The following is a 13520-nucleotide window of genomic DNA, read 5'->3' as shown; positions in this document are numbered from 1 at the left end:
TCGCTAGCTTGGCTCATCAAAGCGGTTTGTTTTTCCACATCCGCTTGGAGTTTTTGTAAGTCCGCCTTCGCTTGTTTCAGCTGCGCCTGTGCGGTGGCATAATTCTGCTCTTGCTGGCTGAGTTTTGCCTGCAAGTCGGCCTGCTGTTTTTCACTTTGAGCTAACTGTTTTGCTAATGTATTCTGCGTACTTTGATATGAATTTAGCTGCTCTTGAGCCGCTTTTAATGCAATTTCTAATGCAACTTTTTGCTCTGCTTGTTCGGTTTTTTCCGCCAAGGAAGCTTGAATTTTTTCTGCTAATTGTTCTTTTTCAACCAACTTGGCTTGTAATTGCTGGTTTTGAGACTCAAGTGATTTACTTTTTTCTTGCTGAGCAACTAAAGAAGATTGAACGTCATCTTTTTCACTTTTAGCCGTTGCTAGTTCATTTTCTTTTTGTTTTAACAACTCTTTTTGCTGTAAAAGTTCAGCTGTCACTGATTTCATCTGTTCATCAGTGTTACCAACGAGTTGTAGTTGATTTTTAGCATCTGACTCTAATTTTGCAATATCAGCGGTCAGTTGTTCAATTTTCAAATTCGCTGAAGCAAATTGCTGTTCTTTCTCTGCTAATTGCTGTTTAAGTTGAGCTTGTTCAACAACACTTTCATTTAATTGCTTTTCAAGCTGAGCAATGGTTTCTTGGGTTTGTTGATTTTCTTGGCTCAATTGCTCAAGGCTATTCTGCTTTTGCTCAATTGTTTTTTGTGCATCTGCCAATTTAGTCTTTAATGTGTCAACTAAAGACTGGTCATCTGATGAATCTACAATCGCCTGTAATTGAGCTATTTGCTCTTTATTCTTCAGAACCTCATCATTTAATTTATCAATCTCAAATTGCTTTTCGGTAATTGTATGCGTTAATTGCGCAATACTCTTATTATGATTAATAAGTTCAGAAACGAGTTGTTCATCATTGAGTAAATGATTATAGGCAATAAGTTGGCCTACTCCTTGCGCAATACCAAACTTATATAAATGTGTTAATTGCTGACGTTCAATTAATTGCGCTAACTGCTCAAGATAAGCAGAGGCATTAATACCGGTTGGCTTAGCAAATTTAGACGCATATAAGCCGAGAGGGTCAAGAACTAATTGATACTTTGCGAAATCTTTTGCTAGATAAGCAGGATCCCATTGATTGCTTTGAAAAAAATAAGGGTAAGACGACAATAAAATAGGGGCTACGCCATTTTCTGTCGTCACCGCACACACCTCAGGAAACGTCGTTTTTTCTGGCTCAGTAGGATCTGCTTTCACTACATCTGTTTTCTTTGTTGATGTAGCCGCAGATTTATTCTTCCCTGTTGCTTTACTTTTAGTTCCTTTATTAGCTTTAGCTGCCGCAGATTTTTGTTTCTCTTTTGGCGCAGGAACAGTAGATAGCGAAGAAAAGATATCATAACCTTGGTTTTGTGTATTAACTGGCAATTGCTGCTTTTGTTCTTGCACTTTGCCTTCTTTTTCCATTTGAAGGTAAGTATCAAAATCATCAATTACATTGTTAAAGCGCTCTGCTTTTGGAGCATGACTAAAAAAAGTCGTAACAAGTGCCAGTGACACACAAAGCCTAAGGTTTATTCTCATAATCCACTAATTTTCTTCAATGTTGATTCGGTAGACAATACTGAGTTATAACGAACTTTTGCGCACAACACTTTAGTTTTGGATTCGATCGCCATTTGTAATAATTCAATTGTGTCTGGGCTAGCAGTACTTTCAACTTGTCGATATAGACGGTTGATTTCGCTAACTTCTTTAAATGAACCTACTAAGCGATTGTAATCTTTAGGTGAGAGTGTTTTGAGCGCGTTTAATTCTTTAACACACGTATTTAAATGGGCAAATGATTGCTGATCAGCACCATTTTCACCATAGCTTGTTGATGCTATTGGTGTACGACTAATGGCACTATTTAAAACTTTTTGAGATTCAGGGTATGTGTTATCGGTCTGGCCTGAATTCGTATCCGCAGTTGGTTGTGTTACTGGCTGAGCGGTACTTGCATTGACTGTCTGTTTACTTGGGGTATTCGGTGTTGCTGTATTGTATGTGTCTGAGCCAAATGTACAACCTGAAAGAAGAGCTGTACCTGCTATAAGCAAAGATGCAACATGAAATTTATTTTTTAAAAACATATGGTTACCTTACCAGCACTTTTCTTCGCTATTATAATGATGTCCAAAAAACCTAGTGTAAGCTAAAAATTAGCTATTTTCTATAAGTCCGAATGTAGAAATAGAGTCATCTCATAAATTTAGATTAACTTAACTTTAGTTTTAAAATTATTTTATTGCTACATTTTCATTAATTTTATGAGCTAATTCTCACTAGTCGACCGATAAAGGGATAAATTAACACCTTTTTCGGAATTTTTTATTATTTTATGTCAGATAACGATTAGGTTACTTGGTAAACCTTACTAACAATTCAATACCTTTCAAGTAAACTCTTATTTTAGTTCTGTCATCTGTAACAATTGTTAACAAATAAAATGCTAGCTAACAAAAAAATCCTATTTCATTTATCAAGCTGCTGGCACATTTAAGTCTATGACATGGCAATAATCGCCATCACACCCAATATGGGTAACCTGCTTAATTCAATTCTACAGGCTAACAGTAATTAAAAATTATAAATAGAATCATATTTTTATCAAAAAACGTATTTATAGACATTCAGCTACGTAATAAAGCATAGCAGTTATCTGTCAGAATTACTTATATTAAATTGATACGATTCGTAACTCAAATTTATTTTTAATTAAAACATAGTGATTACATAGTGATAATCACTAAAAAAACACTTTTCAGTGATTTTATTTTACGTTACTCATTTAACGTCTAGTAAATGATATTTTATCTTTTAACTAAAATGATTGCTTGAATAAAGCATGTGAAGAGTAATATTGATAGCTTATAAATATATGCCCGGAATTAACCGGGCATGATGTATTTAAGCTTTGTTAGGACGTAAAGCGGGGAATAAAATAACGTCACGAATAGTATGGCTATTCGTGAATAACATCACCATACGGTCAATACCAATACCTAAACCGGCCGTTGGCGGTAAACCATGTTCTAATGCAGTAACATAGTCTTCATCATAGAACATTGCCTCGTCATCACCTTCGTCTTTTTGACGAACTTGCTCAGCAAAACGCTCAGCTTGGTCTTCTGCATCATTTAATTCCGAGAAGCCGTTACCAATTTCACGGCCACCAATGAAGAATTCAAAGCGGTCTGTAATGAATGGATTATCATCGTTACGACGTGCTAATGGTGAAACTTCAGCTGGATACTCAGTAATAAATGTTGGCTGAATCAAGTGGCTTTCTGCAACTTCTTCAAAAATTTCACACTGAATACGGCCTAAGCCCCAGCTCTTTTCAATCTTAATACCAATAGACTGAGCAATCGCCACCGCTTTATCCATATCATCCAAATCAGCAACATTGGTTTCAGGGCGATATTTGCAGATAGCTTCTTTCATAGTGAGTTTGGCAAAAGGTTTACCAAAATCAAACTCTTGCTCACCATACTGTACAACGGTATTGCCTAATACTTTTTGTGTCAGTGTACGGAATAAATCTTCTGTCAACGCGATTAAGTCACGGTAATCCGCATAAGCCATATAGAGTTCCATCATAGTGAACTCTGGGTTATGACGTGGAGATAGCCCCTCATTACGGAAGTTACGGTTGATTTCAAATACACGTTCAAAACCACCCACAACTAAGCGCTTGAGGTACAATTCAGGCGCAATACGTAAATACATATCGATATCTAATGCATTATGGTGAGTCACAAATGGACGTGCAGAAGCCCCACCTGGAATGACTTGCATCATCGGTGTTTCTACTTCCATAAAGCCGTAGCTAACCATAAAGTTACGTACTTCAGCGAGGATCTTCGAACGAACAATAAAAGTATGACGAGATTCATCATTAGCGATTAAATCAAGGTAACGCTGACGGTAACGTGTTTCTTGGTCTGATAGACCGTGGAATTTGTCAGGTAATGGACGCAACGCTTTGGTTAATAAACGAACTTCATGACAATGAACAGTTAACTCGCCAGTTTTGGTTTTAAACAAACGGCCTTTAGCACCTAAGATATCGCCTAGGTCCCATTTTTTAAACTGTTCGTTATAGATGCCTTCTGCTAAGTCATCACGCGATACATAAATTTGAATGCGTCCGCCAACGTCCTGTAACGTGGCAAATGATGCTTTACCCATGATACGACGCGTCATCATACGACCAGCAATCGACACTTCAATATTTAAGTCTTCAAGCTCTTCGGATGTTTTATCATCATATTGCGCATGAATTTTGTCGGAAATATCTTCACGACGAAAATCATTTGGAAATGGAATACCCTTTTCACGCAGTGCCGCTAATTTTTCTTTACGGGCTTTAAGTTCGTTATTCAAATCAGGTGCTTGTTCAACACCTTGTTGTTCCTGAGACATTTTTCCCTCACAGGCCAGCTTTTAAACTAGCTTCAATGAATTTATCCAAATCACCATCCAGTACGGCTTGCGTGTTACGCGTTTCCACACCAGTACGTAAATCTTTAATTCTTGCATCATCAAGGACATAAGAACGAATCTGGCTTCCCCAGCCAATATCAGACTTGTTCTCTTCCATCGCTTGCTTATCTGCATTTTTCTTTTGCATTTCCAGTTCGTATAGCTTCGCTTTTAACTGGCGCATAGCTTGGTCTTTATTTTTATGCTGCGAACGGTCATTCTGGCATTGCGTCACAATATTGGTTGGAATATGTGTGATACGTACCGCTGATTCCGTTTTGTTTACGTGCTGACCACCAGCACCAGATGCACGGTACACATCGATACGCAAATCTGCTGGATTGATTTCGATATCAATATCATCATCAACTTCAGGATAAATAAACGCAGAACTAAAAGATGTATGGCGACGCCCACCCGAGTCAAACGGACTCTTACGAACCAAACGGTGAACACCCGTTTCCGTTCTTAGCCATCCGTAGGCATAGTCACCAATAATTTTGACCGTTGCTGACTTTAGCCCAGCAACATCACCATCAGACTCTTCGATAATCTCGGTTTTAAAGCCCTTTGACTCGGCCCAACGCAAGTACATACGCAATAACATGCTTGCCCAATCTTGAGCTTCAGTACCGCCAGAACCCGCTTGTAAGTCAATGTAGCAGTCTGCACTATCGTATTCGCCTGAGAACATACGACGAAACTCAAGTTGCTCTAATTTGCCTTGTAGTTGCTCTAGTTCAGCTTCTGCTTCATTGAATGTATCTTCATCATCAGCTTCAACCGCAAGCTCTAATAAACCTTCAACATCTTCAAGGCCTTGCGTCATCTGGTCAATTGTTTCAACAATTGCTTCAAGCGATGATCGTTCTTTACCAAGGGCTTGTGCTCTCTCGGGTTCATTCCAGACATCCGGCTGTTCAAGCTCAGCGTTGACTTCCTCTAAGCGTTCTTTCTTGGCATCATAGTCAAAGATACCCCCTCAGAACCACTGTCCGTTCAGACAGGTCCTGAATCTTACTTTTTACTGGGTTTATTTCAAACGTCATTTTTCAATATCTTATGGTTAGTCAAAAATAATTTTTTATTCACAAACCGCTTAGTATAGCGGAATTTATCTCATGTTTATAGCGCCATCAAACGCTATTTACTGGTTATTCTTCTGGTTTATTATCAGCTTAATCCGGCCAAATATGCTCAATCATTAATTGTACGTTCTTTTGTCCACGATATTCGTTTACGTCTAATTTAAAGGCTATTTTAGCTTTTTTAATACTGTTGTCTGGCCACCTACGGACATCAATATTAAACATGATTGCATCTAACATTGGCCCACCATTCACAGGCTCTAGCATCAGTTTCAGATGACGTTCACCGACCAGCCTTTGCTGCAATAATTGAAACTCACCATCAAAGATAGGTTCCGGAAATGCTTGCCCCCAAGGGCCGCTTTCTCGAATAAGTTCTGCTGTTTCTAAACAAAATTCATTACGTGAAAGTTCGCCATCACTCCAGATTACCCCTGCTAATTGCTCAGGTTGAACTAATTCACCCATTAATAATTCGAAATGATGTTTAAAGGCATCAAATTGTTCAACATGCAAAGTCAAGCCTGCTGCCATTGCATGCCCCCCAAATTTTTGCATGATGCCGGGTTGTAACGTATTCAACCGTTCTAGTGCATCCCGCATATGAACACCTTGAATAGAGCGGCCAGAACCTTTTAATAAACCATCACCTGCAGGGGCAAATGCGATAACTGGACGATGATATTGTTCTTTGATCCTTGAGGCGAGTATACCGACAACGCCTTGATGCCATTCAGGATGATATATGGCTAAGCCATTCGGTAACTGGCTTTCACCGTATTCGAATTGATTAAAAAGCACGAGTGCTTCTTGTTGCATACCCGCTTCAATCTCACGACGAGTTTGATTTAACCCATCTAATTCATTCGCCAGTTCCCTTGCATACGCCATATCGTCTGTCAGTAATAATTCAATACTCACTGACATATCATCTAATCGACCTGCCGCGTTTAACCTAGGACCGAGAGCAAAACCAAAGTCATTTGCCACTAACCTGGATAAATCTCGTTTGGAAACCTCAATGAGGGCTTTAATACCTGCGCAACAACGCCCTGCTCTAACACGGTTTAGCCCTTGGTGAACTAAAATACGGTTATTGGAATCAAGAGGTACCACATCGGCAACGGTTCCCAATGCAACCAAATCAAGGTATTCAGCTAAATTAGGCTCTGCCAGCCCTTGTATCACAAACCACCCTTGCTGACGTAAATACGCACGTAAGGCTGACATTAAATAAAATGTAACACCCACCCCCGCTAATGATTTAGATGCAAAGCAACATTCATTTAAGTTTGGGTTGATTATCGCATCCGCAGCAGGCAACGTTTCCCCCGGCAGATGGTGATCGGTAATAATTACATTCATTCCATAATGATTAGCGGCGGCAACCCCTTCATGAGATGAAATGCCATTATCAACCGTTATAATGAGATTTGTTCCACGTTTACTAGCTTCTTCAACAACCAATGGCGTTAAACCATAACCATTTTCAAAACGGTTCGGAACGATATAATTGATATTTCTATATCCCATTGATTTTAGAGCTCGAATCGCTAATGCTGTACTCGTTGCTCCGTCAGCATCAAAATCGCCAACAATGGTAATAGCTTCATGTTCATTTAATGCACGATAAAGTAGCGGTAGTGCCTTATCAACACCCGATAATGTCCGATAATCCAATAAATTAGCCGCTTTACGCTCTAACTGAGTTATATCCGTGATGCCTCGATGTTGGTAAATCCGTTGTAATAGTTCAGGCAAGCCAGGGAGTTGAGCCGCAGAGCTTTGTTGCTGTCTTTGTTGTAAGAGCGTTTCTACATTCACAATAATTAACTATTTTTGGTTGAGTAATTGAACAAGGGCATCCGGTTTCATATAGCCAGGTAGCATTTGCCCATCAGGTAGGATGATTGCTGGAGTTCCCGTCACTTTGAATAAATTACCCACACTCATGTGCTTACTTAGGTCAATTTTACAGTCATCAATGATCGCAACGTCCTCACCTTTAAACGCTTGAGTTAGTGCCTTTTGTTGTAGGCCATTACACCAAATAGATGCCATTTTTTTCCCTACGTCACTATCTGCGCCTTGGCGTGGATAAGCCAGATAACGCACAGTGACGCCTTGGCGGTTTAATTCATCAACAGACTCATGTAATTTTTTACAATAACCGCAGCTAATATCGGTAAAAACGGTCACAACATACTTTTCTTGAGGGGCTTTAAAGATAATCATTTCATCTTTTAGCGCCTCTACTTTTTTCAATAACGGCTGATTACTGATATTAACCGGGGTTTTACCGCTCATATCATAAATTGGCCCTTGCAATAAATACTTACCGTCATCTGTGATGTATACAACGCCGGTTGATGTTTCAACAACATTCAACCCAACAATGGGTGACGGTTTAATCACCTCAACAACCATATTGTATTTTTCCAAAGTATCACGGATAACTTTTTCTTCCGTTGCCCCATAAACTGTGGAAGTAAACGACGCAATACATGCGGCAGCCAATAATAACAATTTGCGTTTCATAGATAGTCCTTTAATCATGCATCACCCCCTTGGATGATGCTGCTCATGCAGCATTCGTAACCGCTCAGTCGCAACATGAGTATAAATTTGTGTAGTTGATAAATCGCTATGACCTAACAACATTTGTACCACGCGTAAATCGGCCCCATGATTGAGTAAATGGGTGGCAAATGCGTGTCTTAGAACATGCGGTGAGAGTAGCTCACTGTCAATATGAGCAAGTACGGCATAATATTTTATTCGGTGCCAAAACGTTTGCCGAGTCATTTTCGTGCCACGCTTACTTGGGAATAGAATATCGCTCGTTTTGCCATTTAATAAATCAGGGCGACCTTCATCAATGTATTTCTCTAGCCAATATATTGCCTCTTCCCCCAAGGGAATCAATCTTTCTTTATCGCCTTTACCGACAACACGAATAACCCCCTGCCGCAAGCTTATATCTGAAAAAGTTAAACCGATTAGTTCAGATACACGTAAACCACATGCATATAGTACTTCTAACATAGCTTTATCACGTAGCTCTAAAGCATCTTCGGTAGCAGGTGCGTTTAATAAATCTTCAACTTGTTTTTCACTTAAATCTTTGGGTAAACGCTGCGGGATTTTGGGTGCTGCAATCACTGCTGAAGGGTCATCCAGTCGGATTTTTTCCCGATACAAATATTGGAATAACCGACGCATCGCGCTTAATAAACGTGCTGAACTAGTTGCTTTATATCCACAATCAATGCGTTCAGCAAAAAAAGATTGCAAGTCAATTGATTGAACATTTTCTAAATGCAGCTGGTGAGCATCAAGCCATTTATCTAATAATTGAAGATCATTACGATAAGAAGCTAATGTATTTTCGGCAAGATCTTGTTCAAGCCAAATTGTATCAAGAAATTGTTCAATTAATGGATTAAGTTGTTTTGTTTCCACGACAAATCTACTTCCTTTAGATAATACCACACGATTCTATTATGCCTGAATGTGGTTGCTTCTGTTACAATACATCTCTTGTGATGAAAACCATAGCTGGACATAGTAATAATATATATGAAAATAGGTCTTTTTTACGGTTCTAGTACCTGTTATACCGAAATGGTTGCAGAAAAAATACGTGATATTCTCGGCGATGATTTCGTCACACTGCATAACGTTAACGATACACCGCCTGCAGAAATGGAACAGTATGATGTTCTTATTTTGGGAATACCTACGTGGGATTTTGGTGAAATACAAGAAGATTGGCTTGAAATTTGGGAAGCGCTTCCCAATCTTAACCTCGCAAATAAAATCATTGCGATGTATGGTCTTGGTGACCAAATAGATTATGGCGAGTGGTTTCTTGATGCCCTTGGCATGCTCTACCATCAACTAAAACCAACTGGTGCTAAATTTGTTGGCTTCTGGCCGACCGAAGGCTATACCTTTGATAGCCCTAAACCACTCAATGAAACTGGTGATATGTTTGTTGGGCTTGCATTAGATGAAGTCCACCAGTTTGAACAGACCGATGAACGCATAGCGCAATGGTGCGTACAGATTTTTCAGGAAATTGAAGCGCTATTATGATGCAAACTGATGTTTGCTTGCTGAATCGATAACCCAACGTGAGGGTTATCTAGCCGTATTTAGGCCACCAATTTGGTTGTTCTTGGTAGCCTAAATATCAGGGTATTGCAGCAATAACTGGTTTAAATTACGCCAGTTTTCCTCCGAAAGTGCGTCTTTAGCTACCCATAAATGGATCTTTTGCGGTTTACCTTGTAAGGCTTCTAATGTCAGCAATATGCCGTAACGAGTAAGCCAAGGTGCTTTCAGTATTCGCCACTCGTTTTTCTTCCACTGAAGCTTATTGCCATTAACCAGTACAGCAACCCCTTTTATTTTACTGATATTTTTCTGACTCTTCGCCCAACTCGCAACGACCACCACTAGTAGCGGCAGCCATATCATTGAGTTACCAGGAGACCATGGAGTCAGAAGTAAAAACATCCCAATGACCCCATGAACACAGGTTGAGAACAATTGAGTTTTCCATGAAATGGAGAGATTAGATTTCCACAGGACCACGATTTTTATTTTTTTCCTGAATCAGTTTAATCATACGAAAAAGTTCGTCATCATCTGGGCGACCATGATTCATTAACCAGTTGAATAAATCAGGGTCTGCACATTCTAATAATCGAACAAATACCTGCTTATCTTGGGTTGTCAGGTTATCATATTCATACTCAAAAAACGGCATGATTGAAATATCTAATTCACGCATACCACGGCGGCATGCCCAATGAATTCGCGCTTTATTCTCAATATCCATTCTACTACGGCCTTTTTTGCAGTTAACTGATTAGATTGATTATTTTCCATACTCTAACAGATTATCCGCCAAGAAAACATGTTATAGACTACATAGTTGTAATTTTAGTAGTAAAATACCGTTTTTCTACAAACAGCTGATGAAAAACTATTAGATAATACAGGTTCATCATAATAACTACTTGCAATGTTATCTAGCTATTTTACCATTAGGCACCCTTATCTATCAAAGAACAATAGGTGAAATCATGACTAACCACATTGATAGTACACAGCAATTTCCTCTCGGATCTCAGTCTTTACCACTCGTTTTGATTTCACTGGAAAACTGGGAACTTATTCACCTTCACGGCGCCGATGCAGAAAAATACCTGCAAGGCCAAGTGACCGCGGATATTGCCATACTCACACAATCACACGCATTAACAGCACACTGTGATCCCAAAGGTAAAATGTGGAGTGACCTCCGCTTATTCCATCACTTAGATGGCTATTCCTATTTATTAAGAACTAGCGTTGCCGATTCACAACTCGCTGAACTGAAAAAATATGCCGTTTTCTCGAAAGTCACTTTTGAAAAGAAACCGGACCTAAAATTAATCGGAGTCGCAGGTAAAGGCGCTAGAGAAGCGCTGGCAACACTATTTACTGCATTACCTGACGATCAAAACCAAGTGGTTACTGACGGCGCTTCCACCATATTGCATTTTGCATTGCCAACAGAGCGTTTTCTGGTAATCACCAGCGAAGAAATAGCACAAAAAATGGATCAAACCTTGGGTGCTATTCAAGTCAATGATGAACAATGGCTAGCCCTTGATATCGAAGCAGGTTTTGCGGTTATCGATCAACAAAACAGTGCCCAACATTTACCTCAAGCAACCAATTTACAAGCCTTACCTCATGGTATTAGCTTTAAAAAAGGCTGTTATACCGGTCAAGAAATGGTTGCTCGTGCAAAATTCCGCGGTGCAAATAAACGTGCGATGTATACCTTAAAAGGCACAGGTACCACCATTCCTGCCATTGGTGAAGGTGTAGAATGGCAGCTTGGTGATAAATGGCGCCGTACAGGAACTGTGCTAGCGGCTATTCGCTTAGGTAGCGGCGAAATCTATGTACAAGTCATTATGAATAACGATATGGAAGCCGATAGCGTTTTCCGTGTTATGGGTGATGAGCAAAGTCATCTAACTATCGCACCATTACCTTATTCATTAGAAGAGAATTAATTGGAGTTTTTATGTCATCTGCATTAGGTAGTAAGCCCGTAGAGGTGGTTAATTTTGGGGCTTTTACCGAAGTCGTCCAATTTTTGATGGAATTAGATAAACTCAAAAGTGTTTATCGTAAAAACAAGTTATTGAACCGTGAACGCCAAGAAAATACGGCAGAACACAGTTGGCAATTTGCGGTTGCCGCAATGAGTTTTGCACCTTATGTACAAGGCGTTAATATCGAACATGCGATAAAACTTGCCCTTGTGCATGACATTGTTGAAATTGACGCAGGTGATGTATTGGTATTTGATAATGCCGCTCGTGATGCTATTCATGAAGAAGAAGTTAAAGCGGCTAAGCGTATTTTTAACTTACTACCTAGCCCGCAAAATGAAACATTGCTAGCTTTATGGAATGAGTATGATGCATTAGAAAGCCCGGAATCTGTGTATGCGAATGCCATTGACCGAGCAATGCCAATGCTGATGAACCTGCACAATCAAGGGCAAAGCTGGGTCGAAAACCACATTCGTCTGGAACAAGTTCTCAGTAAATGTGATTATATTCAGCAGATCCTCCCTGAATTCTATCAACAACTTAAATTACAATTGGAGCTAGCTCAGCAAAAAGGCTGGTTGCTGTAATTGTCACCAAAGCGGCTGAAAAGCCGCTTCATTTAACGTTTTACACTCATCTAATCTAATGTGTATTGCTCGTAGCAAGATATACCTTTCACTAATTCATTATTTCAATTTAAATAATAAACCACTTTATATTTTTTAATAATTATTAATCTCGACTTATATAGAAATGCCAATATTAATAACTTGCCAATTATTAATATCACTCCTATCTTTATCATTGAACATTTGCCCGTGAGGTTTAAAATGCAAAAATTCAATGAATATTCAAATCCTTACCTTTTACTACTAGATGTCCATTCACCCGCTATAATTCAATTCAATAAATCAACGCGTCAAACAATCCCAATTATCGAAGGACTTGGCGGAACCCCTGATGGTATAGCCATTGACCCTGCTAATCGATTAATTTATTGGAGCAATATGGGGAATGATTATGAAGCTGACGATGGCTCCATCAACGTGATGAATTTTGATGGTACTGGCAGAAAAATGCTATTAGGCAATGGAAAAATAAGAACGCCAAAACAATTACACCTTGATTTAGTGAATCAACGATTATATTGGTGTGACCGTGAAGGAGGTATGGTTTCATCATGTAATATCGATGGTTCTGATTTATTCGTCCATGTAGCAAGACCCCGAGATAAACACAATAAAGTAGATATCTTAGACCAATGTGTTGGCATTACTGTTGATGTCGCAAATAATTGGCTCTACTGGACTCAAAAAGGAACCCCTAAAGGTAATTTAGGTCGTATTTTTAGGGTGCCATTAACGCCTAAAACCCAACAATTAGCCAATCAACGAAACGATATTCAATTGCTCCTTCAAGACCTACCCGAACCTATTGATTTATTGCTTGATGAAGAGACCCATATTTTATATTGGACAGATAGAGGCGCTGAGCCCGATGGTAATAGCTTAAATTGTGCCAATATTACTGCTGATGGATTAAGCCATTACAAGGTAATAAGCCGTGGTTTTAAAGAAGCAATTGGGCTGACATATGATAAACCAGCAAAACTGATGTATGTCGCCGACCTTAATGGGGGGGTTTACCAAGTCGTTATGGAAACAGGTGAAGTGGAAAAGCTATACCAAGGTAAAAATTATACGGGGATTTCACAATATTCGGGTTAAAAATATCCA

Annotated in this window: 13 protein-coding genes; 4 read left to right on the top strand and 9 right to left on the bottom strand. The window is 39.3% G+C overall.

The features are described 5' to 3' along the window. The 7 genes from PSF28_RS21735 to xerD form a co-directional block, all read right to left on the bottom strand. The coding region (locus tag PSF28_RS21735) for a hypothetical protein (protein ID WP_442958822.1) at positions 1-1604 on the bottom strand (1604 nt) is incomplete at its 3' end. A 20-nt stretch (positions 1605-1624) separates the two neighbouring features. Further along, positions 1625-2179 (bottom strand): hypothetical protein, encoded by a 555-nt coding sequence (locus tag PSF28_RS21730; RefSeq protein ID WP_109912911.1) that lies wholly within the window; start codon positions 2177-2179, stop codon positions 1625-1627. Positions 2180-2996: 817 nt separating this feature from the next. Continuing rightward, on the bottom strand, positions 2997-4514 hold the full coding sequence (gene lysS, locus PSF28_RS21725) for a lysine--tRNA ligase (protein ID WP_210837137.1): 1518 nt from the start codon (positions 4512-4514) through the stop codon (positions 2997-2999). Between the two features lie 7 nt (positions 4515-4521). Beyond that, a protein-coding gene (gene prfB, locus PSF28_RS21720; RefSeq protein WP_210837139.1) for a peptide chain release factor 2 occupies positions 4522-5623 on the bottom strand; the annotation gives its coding sequence in 2 pieces (ribosomal slippage) (positions 4522-5544 and positions 5546-5623; 1101 coding nt in all). A 129-nt stretch (positions 5624-5752) separates the two neighbouring features. Beyond that, positions 5753-7486 carry a single-stranded-DNA-specific exonuclease RecJ gene (gene recJ / locus PSF28_RS21715; protein WP_210837141.1) on the bottom strand — a complete coding sequence of 578 codons (1734 nt, stop codon included), beginning with the start codon at positions 7484-7486 and terminating at the stop codon, positions 5753-5755. Positions 7487-7495: 9 nt separating this feature from the next. Beyond that, a complete protein-coding gene (gene dsbC / locus PSF28_RS21710) occupies positions 7496-8200 on the bottom strand; it encodes a bifunctional protein-disulfide isomerase/oxidoreductase DsbC (RefSeq protein ID WP_210837143.1) in 705 nt (234 codons plus the stop codon). 21 nt (positions 8201-8221) lie between these two features. After that, positions 8222-9124 (bottom strand): site-specific tyrosine recombinase XerD, encoded by a 903-nt coding sequence (gene xerD / locus PSF28_RS21705; RefSeq protein ID WP_210837145.1) that lies wholly within the window; start codon positions 9122-9124, stop codon positions 8222-8224. Positions 9125-9241: 117 nt separating this feature from the next. Between xerD and fldB the strand changes: the two genes are divergently transcribed. Further along, the gene (gene fldB / locus PSF28_RS21700; RefSeq protein ID WP_004913034.1) at positions 9242-9760 is read left to right on the top strand and encodes a flavodoxin FldB; all 519 of its coding nucleotides are present in this window, start codon (positions 9242-9244) and stop codon (positions 9758-9760) included. A 90-nt stretch (positions 9761-9850) separates the two neighbouring features. Here fldB and PSF28_RS21695 read toward each other — a convergent pair whose 3' ends face one another. Then, positions 9851-10261: a protein YgfX gene (locus PSF28_RS21695; protein WP_042851636.1), complete on the bottom strand. Its 411-nt coding sequence runs from the start codon at positions 10259-10261 to the stop codon at positions 9851-9853. Continuing rightward, positions 10242-10508: an FAD assembly factor SdhE gene (gene sdhE, locus PSF28_RS21690; protein WP_004913039.1), complete on the bottom strand. Its 267-nt coding sequence runs from the start codon at positions 10506-10508 to the stop codon at positions 10242-10244. The genes PSF28_RS21695 and sdhE overlap by 20 nt, the downstream gene beginning before the upstream one ends. A gap of 247 nt (positions 10509-10755) precedes the next feature. Here sdhE and ygfZ point away from each other — a divergent pair, with 247 nt between their 5' ends. From ygfZ to PSF28_RS21675, 3 genes are all read left to right on the top strand, one after another. Beyond that, complete coding sequence (ygfZ, locus tag PSF28_RS21685; RefSeq protein WP_210837148.1) at positions 10756-11739, top strand: tRNA-modifying protein YgfZ; 984 nt, start codon at positions 10756-10758, stop codon at positions 11737-11739. An 11-nt stretch (positions 11740-11750) separates the two neighbouring features. After that, entirely contained in the window at positions 11751-12371 is a 621-nt protein-coding gene (locus tag PSF28_RS21680) for an HD domain-containing protein (protein ID WP_272665837.1), read from the top strand. Positions 12372-12614: 243 nt separating this feature from the next. After that, a complete protein-coding gene (locus tag PSF28_RS21675) occupies positions 12615-13511 on the top strand; it encodes a YncE family protein (RefSeq protein WP_272685626.1) in 897 nt (298 codons plus the stop codon). Positions 13512-13520 lie beyond the last annotated feature (9 nt).

Source organism: Providencia sp. PROV130, assembly GCF_028482225.1.
Lineage (GTDB): Bacteria > Pseudomonadota > Gammaproteobacteria > Enterobacterales > Enterobacteriaceae > Providencia > Providencia rettgeri.
The sequence above is the reverse complement of the archived record's forward strand: the minus strand, read 5'-3'. Positions and strand labels throughout refer to the sequence as shown.

Excerpts from the sequence above, each read along its gene's own strand:
- ygfZ (WP_210837148.1), top strand. The coding sequence starts at position 10,756 with ATGACTAACCACATTGATAGTACACAGCAATTTCCTCTCGGATCTCAG.
- dsbC (WP_210837143.1), bottom strand. The coding sequence starts at position 8,200 with ATGAAACGCAAATTGTTATTATTGGCTGCCGCATGTATTGCGTCGTTT.
- PSF28_RS21730 (WP_109912911.1), bottom strand. The coding sequence starts at position 2,179 with ATGTTTTTAAAAAATAAATTTCATGTTGCATCTTTGCTTATAGCAGGT.
- PSF28_RS21680 (WP_272665837.1), top strand. The coding sequence starts at position 11,751 with ATGTCATCTGCATTAGGTAGTAAGCCCGTAGAGGTGGTTAATTTTGGG.
- fldB (WP_004913034.1), top strand. The coding sequence starts at position 9,242 with ATGAAAATAGGTCTTTTTTACGGTTCTAGTACCTGTTATACCGAAATG.
- PSF28_RS21675 (WP_272685626.1), top strand. The coding sequence starts at position 12,615 with ATGCAAAAATTCAATGAATATTCAAATCCTTACCTTTTACTACTAGAT.
- sdhE (WP_004913039.1), bottom strand. The coding sequence starts at position 10,508 with ATGGATATTGAGAATAAAGCGCGAATTCATTGGGCATGCCGCCGTGGT.
- lysS (WP_210837137.1), bottom strand. The coding sequence starts at position 4,514 with ATGTCTCAGGAACAACAAGGTGTTGAACAAGCACCTGATTTGAATAAC.